Source organism: Streptomyces sp. NPDC033131 (assembly GCF_055578365.1).
This window is the reverse complement of sequence record NZ_JBVIPA010000015.1, coordinates 89416-112499: the sequence shown is the minus strand read 5'-3', so window position 1 is coordinate 112499 and position 23084 is coordinate 89416. Positions and strand designations below refer to the sequence as shown.

Below are 23084 nucleotides of genomic sequence, written 5' to 3'. Positions count from 1 at the left end.
TAGTGGCGGTCGAGGTTCTGCTGCCGAAGATCGGCCTGACCATGCAGGAAGGCACGATCGACGAGTGGCTCGTGCCGACCGGCGGCTTCGTCGCGGAGGGCGAAGCGCTGCTGCGGCTGGCGACCGACAAGGTCGACGTGGATGTCGAGGCGGAGGCCGGGGGACTGTTCCACCCCGCCGTCCAGGCCGGGGCGACGCTTCCGGCCGGGGCGCTGATCGGCTGGCTGCTGGCCGAAGGCGAGCAGCCGCCGGGCCCGGGGGGCGCGCCGATGCCCGCCGGGCCCGGATCCCCCGGCTCGGAGGCGGTGCCGGCCGCCGAGGGTGTCGCCTCCCTGGCGCCGTCGCCGGTCGGCACCGCTGCTCCCACCGGCCCGGGGGGCAGGCTCCTGGCCTCCCCGAACGCCCGACGGGTGGCGGCCGAGACCGACGTCGACCTCACCGCCGTACGCGGCACCGGGCCCGGCGGCCGGATCGTCTCCGAGGACGTGGAGGAGTACCTGCTACGGCAGGCGGCACAGCCGCCTGCCGTCCTCGGGGCGGACCCGGTGACTCCCACCTCCCCGCTGGTACGCCGGCTGGCGAAGGAACGGGGCATCGACCTCGCGGACGTACGCCCCACAGGTGCGGGCGGGCGGATCAGGCGGGCCGACCTCGACGCCGTCACCCCGGCCGAAGCACCGGCACCGACTCCGGCGGCGGCCCGCCAGGCCACCGCGTCGCCACGGCCCGGGGACGTCGTCCCGCTCACCGGGATGCGCGGCGTCATCGCCCGCCGGATGCACGCCAGCCTGCAGGAGATGGCGCAGCTGACGCACGGCTACGAGGTGCGGATGGACGCCGTCGTGGCCCTGCGGGCCCAGTTGAAGCAGGAGTGGGCCGGCAGCGACCTGCCGGTGCCGAGCCTGGGCGACTTCCTGATGAAGGCCGCCGCGCTGGCGCTGCGTGAACACCCGCTGCTCAACGCGGGGGTGTTCGAGGACGGCGTGCACCTCTACGAGGGCATCCACCTCGGGTTCGCCGTAGCGGTGCCGAACGGCCTGCTCGTTCCGGTGATCGAGGACGCGGTGGAGCTGCCGCTGCCCGAAATGGCCCGGAGATCAAGGGAGTTGGCGGAGAGCGCCCGATCCGGCCGGATCTCCCCGGCGCTGCTGGAAGGCGCCACGTTCACCGTCACCTCGCTGGGCGGCTACGGCGTCGACTTCTTCACTCCGGTGATCAACCCCGGCAATGTCGCCATCCTCGGCGTGGGCCGGCTCAGGGACGGCGTCGAGTGGGTGGACGACCAGCCGCGACGCACCCAGGTGCTCACCCTCAGCCTCACCTTCGACCACCGCGCCGTGGACGGGGCGCCGGCGGCCGAGTATCTGCGCACGGTCGGTGAGCTGCTGCGAAAACCGCTGCGGCTTCTGGTCTGACGACCTTCCCGACCCCGCCTCCGCGCCCGTCGACCGTTCCCACCCATCCGGTCGGCGGGCGCGGCCCGCTGTGTCCGGGCCCGGTCCGCGTCGGCTACTCGGCAGCCGGATCGGCGATCCGCTCGGCGAGACGGCCGACCTCGCGGAGGAACGAACGGTGTCCGAGGGAGCGGTAGACGTCGTCCCCGCGGACCTGCGAGACCGCCGCGGTTTCGAGCAGCGCCAGCACCCCCAGGCCGATCACCGCCGCCTCCGCGTCCGTGACCGGTTCACGGCCCTTGCGGATCAGCCGTACCAGTTCCTCCAGCAACTGCGTCCGGATCTCGTGCCGCAGCGTCTCCGCCTCCTGGCTCATGCCGGCCGAGGAGACGAAGAAGACGGTCGCGGCGGACCGGTGCTCACCCAGCCAGACCACCAGCGCCGTGACGGTCGGGCCGATGTCCGCGCCGGGTTCGTGCGCCTCGGTGAGCGTCTCCACCTGCTCGCGCAGCGCGGCGGCGAACACCCGCATACCCTCCACCAGAACCTGGTCCTTGGAGGAGAAGTGGTAGTACACCGCGGCCGACGTCATCTCCGCCCGAGCCGCGATGTCCGCCACGGTCACCTCGTCCGGAGGCTGGGTGGCGAAGAGCTCCGTGGCTGCCTCGATCACCCACTGCCTGCGCGAAGGGCGGTGAGCAGCGCGGGTTCCGGATGTAGTCATGGTGTCAAGTATGCCGTGACCTTGGTACTCCGGAGCCACGCGGGTAGCAGGGTTTACGGGCTCGACCTGCGGGAGTAACTGGATAGCATGGTCAGTACACCGGGGCTCACAGGCACCGGTCGCGGCAACCGCCAGGGAGCATGATGGCCATCACGAACGGCAAGCAGCCCGCCCACCGTCCCTCACGACGTCAGCACATCATCAGCGCCGCCGTCCGGGTGTTCGGCCGCAACGGCTTCGCGGAGACCAGTGTGCAGGACATCGCGGACGAGGCACAGGTGGTTCCCACGGCCGTCTACTACCACTTCGCGGGCAAGGAGGAGCTGCTCGAACTCGCCATGCGGCGGGTCTTCGACCAGCTGAACACCGTCGTGGAGACGGCCCGTCCGGACACCGAGCCGGGAGACGCCGAGGGCCTGATCCGCACCATCGACGCCGTGTGGGACTGGGTGGAGGGAAACCCGGACGAGGCCCGGCTCTACCAGGTCCAGATGGCCTCCGCCAACGGCACCATCAAGCTGTTGCGCGACGAGTTCGAGCAGCGGCACATCCAGCGTGCGTACGACTATCTGCCCGAGAGCACCGCCCGAAGTCCGCGGGCGGCCAAGGCACGGCACGCCTCGCAGGCGCTCGCGGTCCGCACCTTCATCAGTGCGACCATCCTCGTGACCGCGCTGCGCGCCGAGGGCGGGCCGCTGTCCCGGATGCCGTCCGGGTCCGTCCAGGAGGCGGTCAGGTCGCTGGCACTGCGCATCGTCGCGGCCGACCAGAAGACCGAGTCGGCGGCCACACCGGCCTGACGCGAGCGGACCGGGCTCAGTGTCCCGGTTCACCAGGGCAGTGGCCTGCGTTCCGCGAACAGCCCGCCCGTCGTCCCGTCGCCCTCCGGCAGCGTCGCCAGCCAGACGGGCGTGTCCGCGCCCTCCTCCGGCCCGCGCGGGGCGGCCGGGCCGCCCATGCCGCTGCGGGTCCAGCCCGGGTCGGCCGCGTTGACCAGGACGCCCGTGCCGGCCAACTCGCCCGCGAGCATCCGGGTCAGGGCGTTGAGCGCGGTCTTGGAGACGCGGTAGGCCGGGCGCCGGCCGGAGTCCATCAGCGCCAGCGAGCCGTACGAGCTGGTGAGGTTGACCACCCGCCCGTAGCCGGCCCGCACCATGCCCGGGACCACCGCCTCGGCCATGCGCCAGGCGCCCACGAGGTTGATGTCCAGCGTGGCGCGCAGGACGTCCTCGTCGAGGTACGGCGGCCGCAGGTCGCCGTCCAGGGACACCCCGGCGTTGTTCACCAGTACGTCGATTCCGCCCCCGCCGCCGACCAGTTCCCCGGCCTCGCGCACCGCTTCGCCGACACTCCGGGCGGAACCCACGTCCAGGACGAGCGGCAGGGCCGCCGGGCCGATGGACCGGCACACCTCCTCGGCGGCCTCCCGGTTCCGGGCCCCGACCAGGACCCGCAGCCCCCGGTCGGCGAGCTGCCGGCAGATCTCCGCGCCGATCCCGCGCGCCCCACCGGTGACCAGGGCGGTTCTGGGCTCACTCATGGCAGTTCTCCTCGGTTGGCGCAGCCGCGCCGCTCAGACCGTCAGCACCGCGCACGCGCTGATCCCGGGCGCCCCGTACACGTGGGTGAAGCCCACCCGGGGACCGCCCGGCACCTGCACTCCCGGTGCGCGGCCCTGCAACTGCTGTACGACCTCATGGAACTGGCGCAGCCCCGAGGCGCCGACGGGTTCGCCGCCCGCCAGGCACCCGCCGTCGGTGTTGACCGGGATCCGGCCCGTGGGGTCGGTGTCTCCGGCGGCCAGCAGCCGCTCCTGCTCGCCGTGACCGCACAGCCCGGTCTCCGCCAGGTGGATCAACTCCGAGCCGCTGTCGGTGTCCTGCAGCTGGGCCACCTGCACATCGGCGGGCCGCAGACCGGCCCCCCGGAAGACCGCCTCCGCGGCGTCCACGCTGGGGCTGCGGTGCGGTCCCGGCGGAAGCCAGGGCGAGAACACCTCGAACGAGCCGAACCGCCTGGTCCGAAAGGCCAACGAGGCGAGTTTGACGGGCCGTTCGCAGAAGTCGAAGGCGCGGTCGCCGCGCGCGAGCACCAGCGCGGCAGCGCCCTGACCCGGGGAGCAGAACATGTACTGGGTGAGCGGCGGGCTCACCTCGGCGGAGTGGAGGATCTCCTCCTCCGTGAGCTCCTTGCGCCGCCAGGCCAGGGGATGGCGGGAGCCGTTGCGGAAGGCACGCGCGGCGACCATCGCCAGCGCGCGCTCCGGAATCCCGTGCTCGTGCAGGTAGCGCTGCGTCTTCAGGGCGAAGAACTGGGTCGTCAGCATCATCCCGGTCTCCGCGTACCAGTCCGGGAGACCGTAGCGGGCCGCCGACACATGGAACGCGCCCCGCTCGTGCTTGTCGAAGCCCACGGCCAGCCCCAGCGACGCCTCGCCCGCCCGCAGCGCGTTGGCCACCGCGAGCACCGTCGAGGCGCCGGTCGCGCAGCCGTTCTGCACGTTGACGAACGGCACACCGGTCAGCCCCAGTCGGCCCACCAGCGTGTCGGGTTTGCCGGACACGTCGGAGCCGCCCGCCGCGTAGCCGATGTCCTCCCAGGCGACACCGGCGTCGGCCAGCGCCTCCCGTACCGCCCGTACCGCCATGTCCATCCCGGTGACGGACTCGTCCCGGCCGAAGGGGTGCATCCCGCATCCGACCACGTAGATGTCGTCGTCCCGGCTCATCGCTGTCCTCCCGACCGCACATCCGGGCGGAACGCGAACGTCAGCACGTCGGTCCCGTCCTCGTCCCTGTACGCGGGCACCGTGGTGAGCCGGACCGGGAGCCCGATCCGTACCTCCGGGCGGGACACCTCCAGCCGCGCCTCGACCAGCACCTCGCCGAGGTCCACATAGCCGACGTGATAAGGCTCGTGGCCACCGGCCGGCTGCCGGTACGGCGGCTTGGGCGGGAACGCCTGCAGCGTCCACGACCACACGCGCCCCCTTGTCGGCAGGGGGTGCGCGGACATGGTCCCGTCCGAGCACCTGGGGCAGGAGTCCTGCCGGGGAAAGACGACGGTGCCGCATCCGGAGCAGCGCGCCCCCACGAGGCGCGGGGGATCGGCGCCGTCGAAGAGGCCTTCGCCGATGAGTCTGGTGGTCACGCTGACGTCCTGTCCTCTTGTCGCCGACGGGCAGCGGGCAACTGGGCTACGGGCTACGGGCATCCGGCTACTGGTTGCGGGCTACCAGGCCAGCAGTCCGGCGAGCCGTTCCCGGTGGTGCGCGGCACCACCCAGCAGTACGGCGTCGGACTGCGCGCGCCGGAAGTACAGGTGCGCGTCGTGCTCCCAGGTGAAGCCCATGCCGCCGTGCAGCTGGACGCATTCCGCCGCGACGAAGGTGAACGCCTCGCCGCACCAGGCCTGAGCCACCGCGGCGGCCTCCGCGAGCGCTTCCGGGGACGACCCGGCCGCACGGACCGCCCGGACAACCGAAGACCGTGCGGACTCCACCTGGAGCAGCATGTCCGCGCAGGTGTGCTTGACCGCCTGGAAGCTGCCGAGCGCCCGGCCGAACTGGGTACGGTCCCGCACATGCGCCACGGTCATGTCCAACGCCGCCTGCGCACCGCCGAGCTGCTCGGCGGCCAGCGCGACCAGGGCGGTGTCCAGGGCGCGGGTGACGACCTCCGTCCCCTCGCCCCCGGCGGTCAGCGCGCGAGCCCGGGCACCGGTGAAGGTGACCACCGCCTGGCCGCGGCTGAGGTCCAGGGTGGGCACCCGGCGCACGGTCACGCCCGGCTCGAGCGGGTCGACGAGGAACAGGTCCACGCCGTCGGGACCGGCGGCCGCGACCACCAGGACCTCGGCGTCGGCCCCGGACAGGACGAACGGCGCGGTGCCGTCCAGCACCGCGACGCCGCCCCGCCAGGTGACCCCCACCGGTACGGCGCCCGGCCGCCAGACGCCGTCGGGCGCGACCACCGCGAGTGCGTGCTCGCGGCCTTCGGCCAGTTCCGTCAGCGGCTGTGCGGCGGTGCCGCAGCCGGCCAGTACCTGCCCGGCCAGCACGGTGGAGGACAGCAGCGGCACCGGCGCCAGGGTCCTGCCGAGTTCCTCGCAGACCACGGCGATCTCCGCGAGGCCGCCGATGCCGCCGGCGTCCTCCGGCAGGCCCAGGGCCGCGAGGCCCACCTGCCGGCCGAGGGTGTCCCACAGGCCGGCGTGGGTGCCGGGGGAGTGCTCGTCGAGCGAGCGCACCGCCGCGATGCCGCCCGCGTCCGCGCACACCGACCGTACGGTCTCGCGCAGGTCCTCCAGTTCGGACTCGGAGGTCTCGGTCACTTCGCCGGCGGGGCCGGTCACTGTGGTCATGTCGCTGTCCTGTTCCGCTCGCTCCCACGCCCGCGCAGCACGCTGTGCGCCGCCGCCATGCGGGCGACCGGCACGCGGTGCGCGGAGCAGGAGACGTAGTCCAGTCCCAGGTCGTCGCAGAACGCGATCGACTCGGGATCCCCGCCGTGCTCACCGCACACACCGAGCTTGATGTCCGGCCGTACCCGCCTCGCCCGCTCCACGGCCAGCGCGATCAGCGCGCCGACCCCGTGCGGATCGAGCCGGGCGAACGGGCTCGCGGTGAGGAACCCGCGCTCCTGGTACGAGGCGAGCACCTGGCGTTCCACGTCGTCCCGGGAGAAGCCGTAGGTGAGCTGGGTGAGGTCGTTCGTGCCGAAGGAGAAGAACTCGGCGTGCTCGGCGAGTTCGGCGGCCATGAGGGCGGCCCGCGGAGTCTCGATCATCGTGCCCAGCCGGTACGGCACCTCGATGCCCGTGCGGGCGGCCACCGTCGCGGCGGCGTCACGGACGAAGGCGGCCGCCGCCTCCAGCTCCTCGGGCATGCTGACCAGCGGGATCATCACCTCCAGCTGGGGCCGGACGCCGGTCGCGGCGACATCGGCCCAGGCGGAGAAGAGGGCCTCGGCCTGCGCCGGGTACAGCCGCTCGTGCAGCAGCGCCAGACGTACGCCGCGCAGCCCGAGCATGGGGTTGGCCTCCCGCAGTGCCGCCGCCCGCTGCTCCGCCGCCGTGTCACCGGCGGCCTCGGCCTCGCCGGGTGCGGGCAGGAACTCGTGCAGCGGCGCGTCCAGCAGGCGCACGGTGACCGGGCGGTCGCCGACCGCGGCAAGCAGCGCCTTGAAGTCCTCGTGCTGCGCGTGCTCCAGGGCGAGCAGCGCCTCGTCGCGGGCCTCCGGGTCGGCGGCAAGGATGACACTGCGGATCAGCGGCAGTCGCTCGCCGAGGAACTGGTGCTCCGTACGGCACAGGCCCACACCCTCCGCGCCGAGGGCGACGGCGGTGTTCACCTCCGCCGCGGTGTCGGCGTTGACCCGTACTCCGAGCCGCCGTACGTCGTCGGCCCACTCCAGCAGGGTGGACAGTTCCGGCGGCGGTCCGGCGACGCTGATGCTCAGCGTTCCGGCGTAGACGGCGCCGGTGCGGCCGTCGAGCGACACCGGGTCGCCCTCGCGCAGCAGCCGGTCCCCGATCCGTACCGTGCCCGCCGCCCGGTCGACCCGCAGGCCCTCGGCACCGCACACCGCCGGTGTGCCGGCGCCCCGTGCCACGACGGCCGCGTGCGAGGCGATGCCGCCGCTGCCGGTGAGCACCGCGGTGGCGGCCAGCATGCCGGGGACGTCGGCCGGCGTGGTCTCGTGCATCACCAGGACGGCCCGGGTGCCTTCGGCGGCCAGCTCCAGGGCGCGTTCGCTGGAGAGCGCGACGACACCGGTCGCGGCGCCGGGGGACGCGGGCAGGCCGCGGACCAGAAGGTCCTCGTCGCCGGTCAGCTTCAGCTGCGGGTGCAGCAGTTCCTGCACCTGCGCGGGGGAGATCCGCCGTACCGCGTCCTCTTTCTCCAGCGCCCCGTCCCGGGCCAGGTCCGCGGCGAGGCACACCGAGGCGCGCAGCGGCGGACGGCTCTGCACGGAGGCGGCGAGCAGGGAGATCTCGCCGTCACGCACCTCGAAGTCCACGGACACCGGTGCGTGCAGATGGCGCTCGAGGGTGAGCAGTGAATGTTCGAGGAGGGTGGTGCCCGCCGTCAGTTTCCTGAGTGGTTCGCCGGTGTGCGGGGGCGGTGCGCTGCGCCGTACGCCTCGGAAGAACAGTCCTTCGGCCGCGAAACGGCCGGTCTCGGGGTGGCGGCTGACCGCGGTGCCGTAGCCGGAGCGGTCCGAGGGGCCGATGCGCAGCGCCTGTACGTGCAGGGCGACGCCCAGGTCGGCCGGGAGCTTCTGGGCCCTGCGCGACCTTCTGGCGCGCGGTGAGTCCCAGCGGGCGAGGACCGCCCGGGCGGCGAGCGCGAGCTGCTCGGCCGGGTCGTCGGGGAAGGGCCGCTCGGCGTGCCGTGCCACCAGGGACAGCAGGGCCTCGACGCGGTCGCGGGGCTCCGGGGCGTCGAGGAGCGCGTCGTCCAGCACGGCGGCGGGGATGTCGAGGGCGTACTCCGCGATCATCCGGACCGTGGCGGCCCACGCCTCGTACAGTCCCTCCGCGCGGCCGATGACGGCGCACAGATCGCCGGCGTTGTCCGGGGTGGCGCCGAGGCAGGCGAGGTCGGGCGGCAGCCCGGCGACCTCACCGGGCGCGCTCGCCGACAGCCGTAGCAGCAGCGGCCGGGCGGCGTCGCCGACCCGGCGTCCCGACAACTGCTCGACGAGTTCGACGGCCGCCCGCGCGGTGCCGGGCTCGCCCAGAGCCTGCGCGGAGCCCGCGGGCACGGTCAGTCCCGGGACCACCGGCAGCCCGAGGGCCACCAGCCGGTCCATCGCGAGGCCGTGCGCGCCCAGCTCATCGGCGTCCAGTCCCCGGATCCTTCCCTGGCCGTACGGCACCAGGGTGAGGCCGGGGGCCTGCGTCGGCTGGGGCTCGGCCTGCGGCTGAGCGACAGTGCCCGCGGGGCGGTCAGTGACGCTCAACCTCGGCTCCTTCGAACCAGCTTTTCCTCGAGGGCCTCGTCGTCGGCCCGGCTGATCCCGAGGACCAGCAGCAGTTCCTGGTGCAGCCGCATCCACACGGTGTGGTACGAGTCGCACAGGGGAGAGGCCAGCCACTGGGCGCCGCCGTCGTCGAACCGGTCGAGCGCCTCCTCCAGGCCGGTGAAGTACCGGCCGCTGCCCGCGAGCAGCCGTTCCAGCCTGCGCAGCACCGGCTGGATGGCCTCGTGCACGTCCTCCAGCATCTCGCGCACCTCGGCGTCGTAGACGCTGTCGGTGTGGTCGTTGACGCTGCCGTCCGGGCGGCACTGCCAGGCCGTGCAGACCTCGCGCACCTTCCGGTTGACCGGCAGGAACGCCTCGTAGACCGCGTTGATCTGGTCCTGGAGCTCGGAGCCCGCCGGGATCCGCAGCATCTTGGCCGCGGAGTTCTTGGCGTACTCGGTGGGCAGGACCATCGGGCCCTTCACCATGGCGAGCCCGGCGTCGACCAGGGGGCGGTACCGGTCCTCCGGCACACCGCGCCACATGCCGCGCAGGACGAGGTCGATGACGGCGTCGGTGAGGGACTTGTCGAGCGTGTCTGTCCGCTCCGCGGCAGCAGAATGCATCTCCACACCTTCTTGTGGGGCGCGGGCTCAAGCCGCGCGGCGACAGTTGCCGGGTCGCAGGGACTGCGATGGGTGGGACGTCGCAGGGAACCGCGATCTGTGTTGCCCGGAGGTTACGCCCGAGCGGCCCTGTTAGTGAAGAGGTACTCAAGAAACACTTTGCGAGTTCTCCGGTGCCGGCCGCGGGGACGGTGCCCTGCCGCGAGACCGGGCGGCCAGGAACGACTCCATCGCGCTCTGGGCCTGCGCGCCGCCCGCCAGAGCGGCGATCGAGCGGGCCTCCTCCGCGAGCTGCTTCTCCAGCGGCGCCTCGGCGCCCGCCCGCAGCAACGCCTTCGCGGCGCGCAGTGCGGCACCGGAGCCGGCGGCCAGTTCGGCGGCGGTCCGGTACGCCGTGTCGTCCAGCTCGGCATCCTCCACGACCCGGGACACCAGCCCCCACCGCTCGGCGTCCTCGCCGGTCAGGACCCGGTTGGTGAGGATCAGGTCCGCGGCCCGCCGCGGGCCCAGCAGCCGCTGGAGGATCCACGAGGCGCCGCAGTCCGGGGTGAGCCCGATCGCCGTGTACGCCAGCCGGAAACGTGCCGACCGGGACGCCACCACGAGATCGCCCGCGAGGGCCAGCCCGATTCCGCCGCCCGCGGCCGCGCCGCGCACGGCCGACACCACGGGTACGGGGAGCTCGTGCAAGGCCAGCACGGCCTCGTGCGCGGCGGAGGCGACCGCGTGCACGTAGGAGGCGGTGTCCGCCCCTCGTCCGGCGAAGGCGCGCAGGTCACCGCCCACGCAGAAGTTCCCGCCCGCCGCCCGCAGCAGCACGGCGCCGCCCGGATCCGTGGCGATGCCGGCGGCCGCGTCGCGCAGGGCCTCGGCGGTCGGGAGATCCAGGGCGTTTCCACGGCCCGGGTCGTCCAGGAACAGCTCGACGACTCCGTCGGAGTGGCGGACGACCCGGACCGGCTGGGTGCTCATCGGAGGTCTTCTCCTGTCGTGGAGAACTGCTGGGGAAGGGGCTCACATACTGGGCCCGCTCTACAGTTTCGGCAATGGGGTGCTCTTCGCTCTCGTCGAGTGACCCATGCCGCACAGCATTCTTCGCTCACCCGGTGGGCTAGATACTTGACCCGTTGTACAGTTTCGGCGATGCGACGGGCACTGGCGCCCGTACGCCTGTCGGCCGGAGGAACCATGCCGATCCAGTTCGATGTCGATCCGACAGTCGCCCGGCTCGCCGAGGCCACGGCCGAGTTCGTCCGCGAGGTGGTGATCCCGGCCGAGCGTGAGTGCGGCGGGTCCGTCCATGACGCACCGCAGGCCCTGCGGGAGACCCTGCAGAAGGGGGCCCGTGAGGCGGGTGTGTTCGCGCCGCACGTTCCGAAGCGGTGGGGCGGTCACGGGCTCGACCTGCGCGGGCAGGCGGTGGTGTTCGAAGCCGCCGGGTACTCCGTGCTCGGCCCGCTGGCCCTGAACTGCGCGTCCCCGGACGAGGGCAACATGCACCTGCTCGAGAAGGTGGCCACCGAGGAGCAGCAGGCCCGCTATCTGCGCCCGCTGGCGGCCGGCGAGTACCGCTCGTGCTTCGCGATGACCGAACCCGCGCCGGGCGCCGGTTCCGATCCCCGCGCCCTGCGGACCACTGCGGTACGCGTCCCCGGCGGCTGGCGCATCGACGGGCGCAAGTGGTTCATCACCGGGGCCAACGGCGCCGACTTCGTCATCGTGATGGCCCGCACCGACGGCAGCCCCGGCGGCTCGGGCGGTGCGACCATGTTCCTCGTCGACGCCGGCAATCCGGGCATGCGTATCGTCCGGAACATCGACACCCTGGACGAGAGTCTCTTCGCCGGGCACAGCGAGATCGTGTTCGAGGAATGCGTGGTGGGCGAGGACCAGGTCCTCGGCCAGGTGCACCGGGGCTTCGAGAACGCGCAGGTCCGCCTCGGTCCCGCCCGGCTGACGCACTGCATGCGCTGGCTCGGCGCCGCGACCCGCGCCCGCGACGTCGCCCTGGAGCGCGCCGGGACTCGCGAGGCGTTCGGTTCGCTGCTCGGGGATCTCGGCATGGTGCAGCAGATGGTGGCCGACTCCGAGATCGACATCGAGGCGAGCCGCGCGTTGATCCTGCGTACCGCCTGGGAGCTGGACAACGGCTCGGCGAGTGCCGCGCAGTTCTCCTCGGTGTCGAAGGTCTTCGTGGCGGAGGCGGTGGGCCGGATCGTCGACCGCGCGGTGCAGATCTGCGGCGCGCTGGGCATCTCGGCCGAGGACGCCCCGCTGGCGCGACTGATCCGGGAGGTGCGGCCGTTCCGGATTTATGACGGCCCGTCCGAGACCCATCGCTTCGCCATCGCGCGCCGTGCGGTGAAGCCGTACCGTCGGCCGCGCCCGGCCTAAGGGGTCCTTTCACTAAGCCGCCGGCTCCTGACGGAGCGTCGATGGTCGGTCCCACCCTGGTTTCTTGTCATTTACTACAGCCAGTCGATGAGAAAACCTCCGATTTACTAGGACGTCCTAGTAATTTACTAGGACGTCCTAGTAATCTGAGCCCCCCACCCGTCGCCCGTCCCCACGGGCAGGCCGTCCGGAGAACACACCGTGAGCGATGGCACCAGCACACCGCAGCTCCACCAAGCGCAGCACCCGGTGCGCCTCGTCACCGCGTCCAGCCTCTTCGACGGCCACGACGCCTCGATCAACATCATGCGGCGCATCCTCCAGGCGCAGGGGGCCGAGGTCATCCACCTCGGCCACAACCGCTCGGTGGGCGAGGTCGTCGACGCCGCCCTGGAGGAGGACGTCCAGGGCGTGGCCGTCAGCTCGTACCAGGGCGGCCATGTCGAGTACTTCGAATACCTCGCCGAACTCCTCCGCGAACGCGGGGCCGGTCATGTGAAGGTCTTCGGCGGCGGGGGAGGGGTGATCGTCCCCGAGGAGATCCAGCGGCTCTCCGACGCCGGAGTGCGCATCTTCTCCCCGGAGGACGGGCAGCGCCTCGGCCTCACCGGCATGATCAACACCATCATCAGGGAGTGCGACTCGGCTCCCTGGCAGGATGCCCCCGCCCAGCTCACCGCCGTACTCGCCGGCGAACGCCCCGCCCTCGCCCGGCTGCTCAGCGCCCTGCAGACGGCCACCGTCCCGGACGAGGACCTCGCCGCGCTCCGCCGCGCCGCGGCCGCCCGCTCCGTACCCGTCCTCGGCATCACCGGCACCGGCGGCGCGGGCAAGTCCTCCCTCACCGACGAACTCGTACGGCGGCTGCGCCTCGACCAGCAGGACAAGCTGCGCGTGGCCGTGCTCGCCGTCGACCCCACCCGGCGGCGCGGCGGCGGCGCCCTGCTCGGCGACCGGATCCGGATGAACAGCCTCGACGGCGACCGGGTCTTCTTCCGGTCCCTGGCCACCCGCGGCCACCACGAACTCCCCGAAGGCCTCACCGACTCCATCGCCGCCTGCAAGGCCGCCGGATACGACCTGGTGATCGTGGAGACCCCCGGCATCGGCCAGGGCGACGCCGCCATCGCCCCGTACTCCGACGTCTCGCTGTACGTCATGACACCCGAGTTCGGCGCCGCCTCCCAGCTCGAGAAGATCGACATGCTGGACTTCGCCGACGTCGTCGCCATCAACAAGTTCGAACGGCGCGGCGCGGCGGACGCGATGCGCGACGTGGGCCGCCAACTGGTGCGCAACCGCGAGGCGTTCGGCTCACGTCCCGAGGACATGCCGGTCTACGGCACCAGCGCCGCCACCTTCAACGACGACGGCGTCACCGCCCTGTACCAGCACCTCCTCGGCCTGCTCACCGAACACGGCCTGCCGGCCGGCCCCGGCACCCTCCCGGTGTCCACCGTGCGGCACTCCAGCGGCGCGGCGCAGATCGTGCCCACCACCCGGGTGCGCTACCTCGCCGAGATCGCCGAGACCGTACGCGGCTACCACGCCGACACGGCCACGCAGGCCGACGCCGCCCGGCGCGTCCAGCGGCTGACCGCCGTACGGGACGAACTGGCCGCCGTCGAAGCACCCACCGCGGACGTCGAGAAACTGCTCGCCGACGCCGAGGACGGTCTCGACGCGTCAGCGCGGAACCTCCTGGCGGACTGGCCGGAGACGGTGCAGGCGTACTCGGGCGAGGAACTGGTCACCGTCACCCGCGGCCGCGAGCAGCGCACCGCCCTGGTCCGCGAGTCCCTCTCCGGCAACCTCGTCCCCCGGGTCGCCCTGCCGCGCTATGTGGACCACGGCGAACTGCTGCGCTTCCTGCGCGCGGAGAACCTGCCCGGCCGCTTCCCCTTCACCGCCGGTGTGTTCCCGTTCAAGCGCGAGGGCGAGGACCCGGCCCGGATGTTCGCCGGCGAGGGCGACCCCCAGCGCACCAACCGCCGCTTCCGCTACCTGTCCAAGGACAGCGAGGCCACCCGGCTGTCCACCGCCTTCGACTCGGTCACCCTCTACGGCCACGACCCGGCGCTGCGCCCCGACATCTACGGCAAGGTCGGCACCTCGGGCGTCTCCGTGGCCACCCTCGACGACATGAAGGCGCTCTACGCGGGCTTCGACCTCACGTCCCCCACCACCTCGGTCTCCATGACCATCAACGGCCCGGCCCCCACCGTCCTGGCCTTCTTCCTCAACACGGCCATCGACCAGCGGCTCGACGCCTTCACCGCCGAACACGGCCGCGAACCGACCGCCGAGGAGAGCCGGGAGATCCGGTCCTACGTCCTGCAGAACACCCGGGGCACGGTCCAGGCCGACATCCTCAAGGAGGACCAGGGCCAGAACACCTGCCTGTTCTCCACCGAGTTCAGCCTGCGGATGATGGCCGACATCCAGGAGTGGTTCATCGAGCAGGGAGTGCGCAACTTCTACTCGGTGTCCATCTCCGGCTACCACATCGCCGAGGCCGGCGCGAACCCCATCAGCCAGCTCGCCTTCACCCTCACCAACGGCTTCACCTACGTCGAGGCCTACCTCGCCCGCGGCATGTCCGTCGACGACTTCGCGCCCAACCTGTCCTTCTTCTTCTCCAACGGCATGGACCCCGAGTACACCGTCCTCGGCCGGGTCGCCCGCCGCATCTGGGCGGTCGCCATGCGCGAGAAGTACGGGGCGGGGGAGCGCAGCCAGAAACTCAAGTACCACGTCCAGACCTCGGGCCGCTCCCTGCACGCCCAGGAGATGGACTTCAACGACATCCGCACCACCCTGCAGGCGCTCATCGCGATCTACGACAACTGCAACAGCCTGCACACCAACGCCTACGACGAGGCCGTCACCACCCCCACCGAGGACTCCGTCCGCCGGGCCCTCGCCATCCAGCTCATCATCAACCGCGAGTGGGGCCTGGCGATGAACGAGAACCCGCTCCAGGGCTCGTACATCATCGACGAACTCACCGACCTCGTCGAAGAGGCCGTACTGACCGAGTTCGAGCGGATCAGCGAGCGCGGCGGAGTCCTCGGTGCCATGGAGACCGGCTACCAGCGCGGCCGCATCCAGGACGAGTCGATGCTCTACGAGCAGCGCAAGCACGACGGCACGCTGCCGATCATCGGCGTCAACACCTTCCGCAAGCCCGGCGGCGACAGCGAGCACGTCGTGGTGGAACTGGCCCGCGCCACCGAGGGGGAGAAGCAGTCGCAGCTCGCCCGCGTCGAGGACTTCCGCGGCCGGCATCGCGCCGAGGCGGAGGCCGCCCTCGCCGAACTCAAGCGTGCCGCCACCAGCGGCGAGAACGCCTTCGCCGTACTGATGGACGCCGCCCGGGTCTGCTCACTCCAGCAGATCACCGAGGCGTTCTTCGAAGTGGGCGGCGAATACCGCCGCAACGTCTGAACCAGGCCTGTCCGCAGGCCGGTTCACTCTTCGTCTCTCTGCGCCCCAAGCAGTCCCCAGCACTCGTCTCTTCGTCCCAAGCAAAGGCCACCCGCATGGAAACTGTCTCGCGTCTCGGTGTCGTCGGCTGCGGTCTCATGGGCTCCGGCATCGCCGAGGTCGCCGCCCTCAGCGGCAGCGGCATCGACGTACTGGTCGCCGAGTCGTCCGCGGAGGCCGCCGAGGCCGGCCGCCGACGCGTCGAGGCCTCACTCGACCGCGGCCTGCGCCACGGCAAGATCACCGAGGCGGCACGGGACGGCGCACGCTCCCGCCTGACCTTCACGGACGACCTCAAGGCCATGGCCGACCGCCAGTTCGTGATCGAGGCCGTCGCCGAGAACCGCGAACTGAAGACCGGCGTCCTCACAACCCTCGACCAGGTCGTCACCGACCCCGAAGCCATCCTGGCCACCAACACCTCGTCGATCCCCATAGTCGACCTGGCGGTGGCGACCCAGCGGCCCGCACATGTCCTGGGCATCCACTTCTTCAACCCCGTCCCCGTGCAGTCCCTCGTCGAGATCATCCCGGCCCTCACGACAAGTCCCGACACCCTGGCACGGGCCCGGGCCTTCGCCTCCGAAGCCCTCGGCAAGGAGGTCGTCGAGGCGACCGACCGCTCCGGCTTCGTGGTCAACGCACTTCTCGTGCCCTACCTCCTCGCGGCGGTACGCATGGTGGAGTCCGGCTCCGCGACCCCGGAGGACATCGACCGCGGCATGGAACTGGGCTGCGCCCATCCCATGGGCCCCCTGCGTCTGCTCGACCTCATCGGCCTCGACACCGCACAGGCGGTCGCGGAGTCGATGTACGAGGAGTTCAAGGAACCCCTGTACGCGCCTCCCGCGCTCCTGCGCCGCATGGTCGCCGCGGGCCGCCTGGGCCGGAAGAGCGGCCAGGGGTTCTATGACCACACCGCGCGACGGTGAGGACGATGGACGCAGACGGGTGGACGGCAAGGCCTGGCCGCGACCTGCCGCAGCTGAGGAGGGATGAGCGCCGTGGCCGAAGTGGTGGTGCTGGTCGGGCTGCAGGCTTCGGGGAAGACCACGTTCTACGAGCGGTGCCTGAAGGGCCGGTACGCCCTGGTGAGCAAGGACCTCTTCCCGCGGGGCGCCCGCCGGAAGCAGGACCGCCAGATGCGGCTGGTCGGGGAGGCCCTGGCCGCCGGGCTGTCCGTGGCCGTCGACAACACCAATCCGTCACCCGAGGACTGGCGGCCACTGGTGGACGCCGGGCACGCCCACGGTGCCACCGTCACCGCGTACTGGTTCCCTCCCGACCTGGCGGAGTCCCTGCGCCGTAACGCCGCCCGCGTGGGGCGGGCGAGGGTCCCCGAGGTCGGCGTCCTCACCACGAGGAAACGGTTGCGCCGGCCTTCTCGCGACGAGGGCTTCGACGCGGTGTTCGATGTTCGATGCGACGGGCGCGGAGGATTCGACGTCCGGCCGGCACAGGGGTGAGCCCCGTCGGAACAGCGACGGGCCACGCGACGGCGCCCACCGCTCGCCCGCCCGCGCCCGCGGTGCGGGCCTGATCCGCGAGCGGGCACGCCGGGCCGGGAAGGGAAGCCGTTCGCCCACTTGCGGGCGCCCGAGAAGGGCGGGACGGTTACCGGGCCGGACGTGCGGGACACCGTCGGATCCCGCTCCACCGCCCGCCCGGAGGGTTTGCCGTCCGGGTCCACGGCAACCCAGCCGGTGGAGCAGATGCGTCCGCCGCGGCGGCGACGTGCCCCGACCTCGCATACCGTCGGGACCGGTACCCGGTCCCGACCTCTGGACCGACGGCCGTACCGTGACCGACTCCGACGCGACGGGAGCCACAGATGCCCCTTCCCCACGAGCATCTGCACCCGATCACCGGCGCACCGGGCCCACGCATCGGCGTGCTCGGGTCCTACGGCGGCTTCAACATCGGCGACGAATCGATCCTGACCTGCGTCCTGAGCGCTCTGCGCACCCACCGCCCGGACGCCCGACTCGTCGTCTTCAGCCGCGACGCCGAGCACACCCGTCTCCACCACCGCGGTGTCGACGAGGTCGTGAGCTGGGAGGGGGTCGCGCAGAGCCAGGTGATGGACGCGGTGTCGGGGCTGGACCTGCTGGTGCTCGGCGGTGGGGGGATCCTCTACGACGGTGAGGCGCGCCGGTACCTGCGGGTGGTCCGCGCGGCGCAGTCCCGCGGCGTGCGGACGTTCGCGTACGCCGTCGGCGCGGGGCCGCTGCGGGAGGCCGAGGACCGCGAGGCGGTGCGTGACGTGCTGCCGAGGATGGACGACCTCGTGGTGCGCGACGAGGAGTCCCGGCTGGTCCTGGAGGAGGTCGGGATCGAGCGGGAGGTCACCGTCACCGCCGATCCGGCGCTGCTGCTGACCGCGGAGCCGTTCACCGACCGGATGATGCGGAACGAGGGCGTCCCGACCGGCACCCGGCTGGTGGGCATGTCGGTCCGGGAACCGGGCCGGGCCGCCGAGAAGCTCGACGAGGCCGACTATCACGCGCTGCTCGCCGACGTGGCGGACTTCCTGGTCCGGCGCCTGGACGTCCACGTGGTGTTCCTCCCGATGGAACGCCACGACGTGCGTCACGCGCACGCCGTGCTGTCCCACATGACCGCCCCGGAGCACGGGCGCATCCTCAACGGCACCTACAGCCCCGGGCAGGTCCTCGGCTTCATGCGCCATCTGGACCTGGCCGTCGGCATGCGCCTGCACTTCCTGATCTTCGCCGCCCTGTCCGGGCTGCCGTTCCTGCCGCTGCCCTACGCGGGCAAGGTCTTCGACTTCGCCCGCCGGATGGGCGCGCCGGCGCTGGTCGGGGTGGCGCGCGAGCAGGCCGGACTGCTGCTGGCGGAAGTGGACCGGCTGTGGGACGAGTACCCCCAGCGCCACGACGAGCTGCGTTCCCGCGTCGGCGAGCTGTGCGGGCTGGCCCGGGAGACCTCCGCCCGCTGTGGGGTTCTGCTCGACACCATCGACGATCCGGGCAGCCCCGACGGCCTCAGGACCGTCGAGAGCGCGCGGGCCTGACCGGCCCGGGCCCGGCCGCCTCTGTCCGCATCGGGAAGGCCGCCGACAGGAGCCTCACATGCCGATCCTGGAAGAACCCCGAGAACACCGCACGGTCACGCTGCCGCCCCGGCACGCCCGGTACGGGGGCCGCACCGACGTCCTCGTGGTCGGCGGTGGCCCCGCCGGCTGCGGCGCCGCGCTCGCGGCGTCCGAGGCCGGCGCCGAGGTGGTGCTCGTCGAGCGTTACGGATTCCTGGGCGGCAACGCGACCGCGGCGCTCGTCATGCCGCTGATGTCCTTCCACAACGAGCACAAACAGGCCGTCTTCGGGGACGGGGACGCCACCCGGCTGCTGCCCACCGACCACGGCGAGGGCGAACCGGTCGTCGCCGGGGTGCTGTGGCGGCTGCTCGACCGGCTGACCGAACGCGGCGGTTGCGTCCCGCCCTCCGTCGAGACCGGCTACACCGTGCCGTTCGATCCCGAGATCTTCAAACTGGTGCTGCTCGATCTGCTCGACGAGGCCGGAGTACGGATGCTGTTCCACTCCTTCGCCTCCTCGGCGCTGCCGCTCGACGACGGCTGGCGGGTGGTGTTCGAGACCAAGTCGGGACCGGTGGCGATCGACGCCGGTGTCGTCGTGGACGGCACCGGCGACGGCGATGTCGCGGCCTCCTGCGGAGCCCCGTACGAGATCGGCCGCGACGAGGACCAACTCGTGCAGCCGATGACACTCATGTTCCGGGTGGCGGACTTCGTACGCCCGCGGTTCGCCGAGTACGTCCGCACACACCCCGACCAGTGGCGCGGCGTGCACGGCCTGTGGGACCTGATCCAGGAGGCCACCGCAAACGGTGAACTCCGGCTGCCGCGCGAGGACATGCTGTTCTTCGCCACCCCGCACCCCGGCGAGGTCAGCGTCAACACCACCCGTGTCACCAAGGCACTGGGGGTCAACGTGTGGGATCTGAGCCGTGCCGAGTTCGCGGCCCGCCGCCAACTCGCGCAGATCGACCACTTCCTGCGCACCCACGTCCCCGGCTTCGAGGAGTCGTGCGTCGTGCAGAGCGGCTCCCACATCGGTGTCCGGGAGACCCGCCGCATCCTGGGCGACTACAAGCTCACCGGCGACGACATCCTGGCCGCCCGTCCCTTCCCGGACGCCGTCGCGCACGGCGCCTACCCGATCGACATCCACAATCCCGAGGGCACCGGCACCCTCCTCAAGCGCGTACCCGCCGGCCGCTTCTACGACATCCCGCTGCGCTGTCTGCTGCCACGGGACACGGACCGGCTCCTGGTCGCCGGGCGCTGCATCTCGGGCACACACGTGGCGCACTCCTCCTACCGCGTGATGCCCATCGCCATGGCCACCGGTCAGGCGGCCGGCGTGTGCGCGGCCCTGGCGGCGCGCCAAGGGTGCCCCCCGCGCGAGGTGGCTCATCCCCTCGTCCAGGACGAACTGCTGCGCCAGGGCGCCCGCCTGCGCACCGGGACCGCGCCCGCTCCGCACCGGTAGAGCGGAGCCACCGTCCCGCAAGGGAGCTTCCTGTGCGGTGACGCAACCCCCAGCAGGGGATGACGTGGGTCACAAGCGTCCGTGTCACAGGGCGTCGGGCCACCTCGTCTCAGAGGTGTAGCCACTGACGACCACGGAGGAGCACACGATGGACGCGCGACTGAACTTCTTCGCCAACCCGGCCGCCGGCAAGGTCCTCAAGTACTTCATGTCGGCGGGCCAGGCGCTCAAGGAACTGCCACTGCCGGCCGCGACCCAGGAACTGGTGGCGCTTCGCGTGAGCCAGATCAACGGCTGCGCCGTCTGTATCGACATGCACACCAAGGAGGCCGTCGCCGCCGGGGAGGACCCGGTGCGGCTGAACCTGGTGGCGGCGTGGCGGGAGGCCACGGTCTTCACCGAGGCCGAACGTGTCGCGCTGGAGCTGGCGGAGCAGGGGACCCGGGTCGCGGACGCGGCCGAGGGGGTGAGCGAGGACGTCTGGGCGCGTGCCGCCGAGCACTACGACGAGGAGCAGCTCACCGCCCTGGTGATCCTGGTCTCCTTCATGAACACGGCGAACCGGCTGAACATCATCACCCGGCAGCCGGCCGGCGACTACAAGGTCGGGCAGTTCCACTGAACGACCGTCGGCAACCGGCCCGGGCGCCTTGCTCCGCGCCGCGGGTGGACCGGAGGATCACAGAACAAGCCCGCGTCGGCGAGCGCGCCGGGCGGGAGGACCGCAAGGGGGAGGCGACGTGAGCAAGGTCGAGGAGTTCGAAGAGCTGCGGCCGCTGCTGTTCTCGATCGCCTACCGGATTCTGGGCAGTGTGGGTGAGGCCGAGGACGCGGTCCAGGAGACCTGGCTGCGCTCCGACGCCTCGGCGACCCGGCCGACATCGACCAAGGCATTCCTTTCCGCCACGGTGACGCGGATCGCGATCGACGTACTGCGCTCCGCACGGGTGAGGCGGGAGGAGTACGTCGGGCCGTGGTTCCCCGAGCCGCTGCTCACCGACCCCTATCAGGATCCGGCACGCTCGGCGGAACTGGCCGACTCGGTGTCGATGGCGGCGCTGCTGCTCCTGGAACGGCTCAGCCCGCTGGAGCGGTCGGTGTTCGTGCTGCGGGAGGTGTTCGGCTTTGGCTTCGACGAGATCGCCTCGGCGGTGGGGCGGTCGGAGGCGGCGTGCCGGCAACTGCTCGTCCGCGCCCGGCGGCACATGCAGGCCGGACGGCCACGGTTCGAAGCGAACCGTCAGGAACGGCAGGAGCTGGCCACACGGTTCTTCGACGCCCTACGCGAAGGCGATGTCACCGGCCTGCGGGACCTGCTCGCCGCCGACGTGTCGATCGTCGGGGACGGCGGCGGCAAGGCCCCGCAGCTGGCCAGGGCCGTCACCGGCGCCGAGAACGTGGCACGGCTGCTCGCCTCCGTGTTCCCCTGGATGGCCCGGATCGACGTGACCTTCGAGCCGCACGAGGTCAACGGCCAACCCGGAGCGATCTTCCGAGACCGGGACGGCAAGGTGCTCAACACCATGGTCCTCGACGTACTCGACGGGCAGATCCAGACCATCCGCTCGGTGATCAACCCCGACAAGCTCGGCCACCTCGGGCCGGTCGCCGACGCCTGGGCCCTCGACCGCGAACTGAAGCAGGCACGCGGACAGTCGAGGTGACCTCAGGACCCGGCGTGAGCCGGTGCGTTCACCGCCGGCTCCTGCCAGCCGCCCCGGGGGCGTCGCGCCCCCGGGGCGCGCTCACGTCCTCGCCGGCACCGGCCGCCGGAGCAGGTAGAGGGCCGCGACCGAGACCAGGACGGCCATACACGCGATGAACACCAGCCCGGCGCCCTCCAGACCGATCGGACCCGTCAGTACCCCCACACCGATCACCGGCACCGAGATACCCGCGTAGGCCACGACGAACAGCGTCGAGATCACTGCCGCGCGCCGGTCCTCGGGAGACGCCTCGGCGACTGCGGACAACGCACCGCGAAACGCCAGCCCCTGTCCCGCGCCGCCGACGACCGCGCTCAGCACCACCAGCGGCAGCAGGTTCCACCACAGCGCACCGGCGAGCAGTGCCAGCCCCACGAAGAGCCCGGCGCAGCCCAGCGGCAGCGACCGCCCCACCCCGACCCGGCCGACGGCCGACTGCCCGGCGGTCGAGGAGAAGAAGGCCAGGGCGACGATCAGCCCGCTCACGGCATGGTTGTGCACGTTCAGGGACTGGGCCAGGAACGCCGGGCTCACCGACGTGAACACGCCGAACAACGCGAACCCCACGAAGGAGGCGATCGCCGCCGGCCCGAACACCGCCCGCACCTCCGCGGGCAGGCCCGGCCTTTGCGGCCGTACGGTGCTCAGTGGCCGCCGCTCCCGTACGGTCTCCGACAGCCGCAGCAGAACGGCGGCCGAGCACGCCACCAGGGCCAGGTGTACGGCGAACGGCAGATGCAGCGGCCAGGCGGCGTACTGAGCGAGTACTCCGGCGAGCAGTGGACCGCAGCCCAGCCCGCCCATGTTGGCGGCGGTCGCCACGAACGTGGCCCGGGAGGCGCCGCCGTACGGTGCCGACTCCATGACGTACGCCGTGGCGGCCCCGGTGAACAGACCGGCCGACAGCCCCGACAGCAGCCGACCCGCATAGAGCCAGCCCAGCCCTTCCGCGCACAGGAAGCAGACGGCGCTCGCCGCCGCGAAACCCAGGCCCCACAGCAACACGGGCCGTCTGCCCAGGGCGTCCGAGGCGTTGCCCGCCAGCAGCAGCACGCCGATGACCCCGAAGGCGTACACGGCGTACACGATGGTCACCGTCAGCTCGGAGAACCCGAACTTCTCCTGGTACAGGCCGTAGAGCGGAGTCGGCAGCGTGGTGCCGGCCATGCACACGGCGAACACCGCCCCGCTGAGCAGACACTGGTGCCACCCTCGGCGATCACCGTTCATGCCGCCGACCGTAACCCCGCA

The 23084-nt window shown here is 72.0% G+C and carries 19 protein-coding genes; 10 read left to right on the top strand and 9 right to left on the bottom strand.

All coding sequences use genetic code 11. The features are described 5' to 3' along the window. Positions 1 to 2: 2 nt before the first annotated feature. On the top strand, positions 3 to 1415 hold the full coding sequence (locus tag ACZ5XS_RS20825) for a 2-oxo acid dehydrogenase subunit E2 (protein WP_468653344.1): 1413 nt from the start codon (positions 3 to 5) through the stop codon (positions 1413 to 1415). Between the two features lie 94 nt (positions 1416 to 1509). Here the strand turns inward: ACZ5XS_RS20825 and ACZ5XS_RS20820 are convergent, their stop codons facing one another. Further along, complete coding sequence (locus tag ACZ5XS_RS20820; RefSeq protein WP_217238114.1) at positions 1510 to 2118, bottom strand: TetR/AcrR family transcriptional regulator; 609 nt, start codon at positions 2116 to 2118, stop codon at positions 1510 to 1512. 140 nt (positions 2119 to 2258) lie between these two features. Here ACZ5XS_RS20820 and ACZ5XS_RS20815 point away from each other — a divergent pair, with 140 nt between their 5' ends. Further along, complete coding sequence (locus ACZ5XS_RS20815; protein ID WP_468653341.1) at positions 2259 to 2918, top strand: TetR/AcrR family transcriptional regulator; 660 nt, start codon at positions 2259 to 2261, stop codon at positions 2916 to 2918. A gap of 29 nt (positions 2919 to 2947) precedes the next feature. On the opposite strand, the gene ACZ5XS_RS20810 is transcribed toward ACZ5XS_RS20815, so the two are convergent. The 7 genes from ACZ5XS_RS20810 to ACZ5XS_RS20780 form a co-directional block, all read right to left on the bottom strand. Further along, positions 2948 to 3658 carry an SDR family NAD(P)-dependent oxidoreductase gene (locus tag ACZ5XS_RS20810; RefSeq protein ID WP_468653340.1) on the bottom strand — a complete coding sequence of 237 codons (711 nt, stop codon included), beginning with the start codon at positions 3656 to 3658 and terminating at the stop codon, positions 2948 to 2950. A 33-nt stretch (positions 3659 to 3691) separates the two neighbouring features. After that, positions 3692 to 4846, bottom strand: coding sequence for a thiolase family protein (locus ACZ5XS_RS20805; RefSeq protein ID WP_468653338.1), 1155 nt, complete (start codon positions 4844 to 4846; stop codon positions 3692 to 3694). After that, positions 4843 to 5268 (bottom strand): Zn-ribbon domain-containing OB-fold protein, encoded by a 426-nt coding sequence (locus ACZ5XS_RS20800; RefSeq protein ID WP_468653336.1) that lies wholly within the window; start codon positions 5266 to 5268, stop codon positions 4843 to 4845. Before ACZ5XS_RS20800 ends, ACZ5XS_RS20805 begins: the two co-directional genes overlap by 4 nt. 81 nt (positions 5269 to 5349) lie before the next feature. Then, on the bottom strand, positions 5350 to 6480 hold the full coding sequence (locus tag ACZ5XS_RS20795; protein WP_468653334.1) for an acyl-CoA dehydrogenase family protein: 1131 nt from the start codon (positions 6478 to 6480) through the stop codon (positions 5350 to 5352). Next, positions 6477 to 9083: a putative PEP-binding protein gene (locus ACZ5XS_RS20790; protein WP_468653332.1), complete on the bottom strand. Its 2607-nt coding sequence runs from the start codon at positions 9081 to 9083 to the stop codon at positions 6477 to 6479. Before ACZ5XS_RS20790 ends, ACZ5XS_RS20795 begins: the two co-directional genes overlap by 4 nt. Further along, positions 9080 to 9712 (bottom strand): hypothetical protein, encoded by a 633-nt coding sequence (locus ACZ5XS_RS20785; protein ID WP_468653330.1) that lies wholly within the window; start codon positions 9710 to 9712, stop codon positions 9080 to 9082. Before ACZ5XS_RS20785 ends, ACZ5XS_RS20790 begins: the two co-directional genes overlap by 4 nt. A 147-nt stretch (positions 9713 to 9859) precedes the next feature. Beyond that, positions 9860 to 10684, bottom strand: a complete 825-nt coding sequence (locus ACZ5XS_RS20780) for an enoyl-CoA hydratase/isomerase family protein (protein WP_468653328.1) — start codon at positions 10682 to 10684, stop codon at positions 9860 to 9862. 216 nt (positions 10685 to 10900) lie between these two features. On the opposite strand from ACZ5XS_RS20780, the gene ACZ5XS_RS20775 reads away from it, so the two are divergent. The 8 genes from ACZ5XS_RS20775 to ACZ5XS_RS20740 all read left to right on the top strand — a co-directional run bounded on the left by ACZ5XS_RS20775 (position 10901) and on the right by ACZ5XS_RS20740 (position 21791). After that, positions 10901 to 12106, top strand: coding sequence for an acyl-CoA dehydrogenase family protein (locus ACZ5XS_RS20775; protein WP_468653492.1), 1206 nt, complete (start codon positions 10901 to 10903; stop codon positions 12104 to 12106). A gap of 201 nt (positions 12107 to 12307) precedes the next feature. Beyond that, positions 12308 to 15553, top strand: a complete 3246-nt coding sequence (gene icmF / locus ACZ5XS_RS20770; RefSeq protein ID WP_468653326.1) for a fused isobutyryl-CoA mutase/GTPase IcmF — start codon at positions 12308 to 12310, stop codon at positions 15551 to 15553. Positions 15554 to 15648: 95 nt separating this feature from the next. Beyond that, a complete protein-coding gene (locus tag ACZ5XS_RS20765) occupies positions 15649 to 16524 on the top strand; it encodes a 3-hydroxybutyryl-CoA dehydrogenase (protein WP_468653324.1) in 876 nt (291 codons plus the stop codon). Between the two features lie 63 nt (positions 16525 to 16587). Next, positions 16588 to 17058 carry an AAA family ATPase gene (locus tag ACZ5XS_RS20760; RefSeq protein WP_468653322.1) on the top strand — a complete coding sequence of 157 codons (471 nt, stop codon included), beginning with the start codon at positions 16588 to 16590 and terminating at the stop codon, positions 17056 to 17058. A 365-nt stretch (positions 17059 to 17423) separates the two neighbouring features. Continuing rightward, positions 17424 to 18626 carry a polysaccharide pyruvyl transferase family protein gene (locus ACZ5XS_RS20755; protein ID WP_468653321.1) on the top strand — a complete coding sequence of 401 codons (1203 nt, stop codon included), beginning with the start codon at positions 17424 to 17426 and terminating at the stop codon, positions 18624 to 18626. Positions 18627 to 18684: 58 nt separating this feature from the next. Beyond that, entirely contained in the window at positions 18685 to 20127 is a 1443-nt protein-coding gene (locus ACZ5XS_RS20750; RefSeq protein WP_468653319.1) for an FAD-dependent oxidoreductase, read from the top strand. A 148-nt stretch (positions 20128 to 20275) separates the two neighbouring features. Then, the gene (locus ACZ5XS_RS20745) at positions 20276 to 20749 is read left to right on the top strand and encodes a carboxymuconolactone decarboxylase family protein (protein ID WP_468653317.1); all 474 of its coding nucleotides are present in this window, start codon (positions 20276 to 20278) and stop codon (positions 20747 to 20749) included. Between the two features lie 118 nt (positions 20750 to 20867). Beyond that, complete coding sequence (locus ACZ5XS_RS20740; protein WP_468653315.1) at positions 20868 to 21791, top strand: RNA polymerase sigma-70 factor; 924 nt, start codon at positions 20868 to 20870, stop codon at positions 21789 to 21791. Between the two features lie 81 nt (positions 21792 to 21872). On the opposite strand, the gene ACZ5XS_RS20735 is transcribed toward ACZ5XS_RS20740, so the two are convergent. Then, positions 21873 to 23063 carry an MFS transporter gene (locus tag ACZ5XS_RS20735; protein WP_468653313.1) on the bottom strand — a complete coding sequence of 397 codons (1191 nt, stop codon included), beginning with the start codon at positions 23061 to 23063 and terminating at the stop codon, positions 21873 to 21875. Between the last annotated feature and the right edge of the window lie 21 nt (positions 23064 to 23084).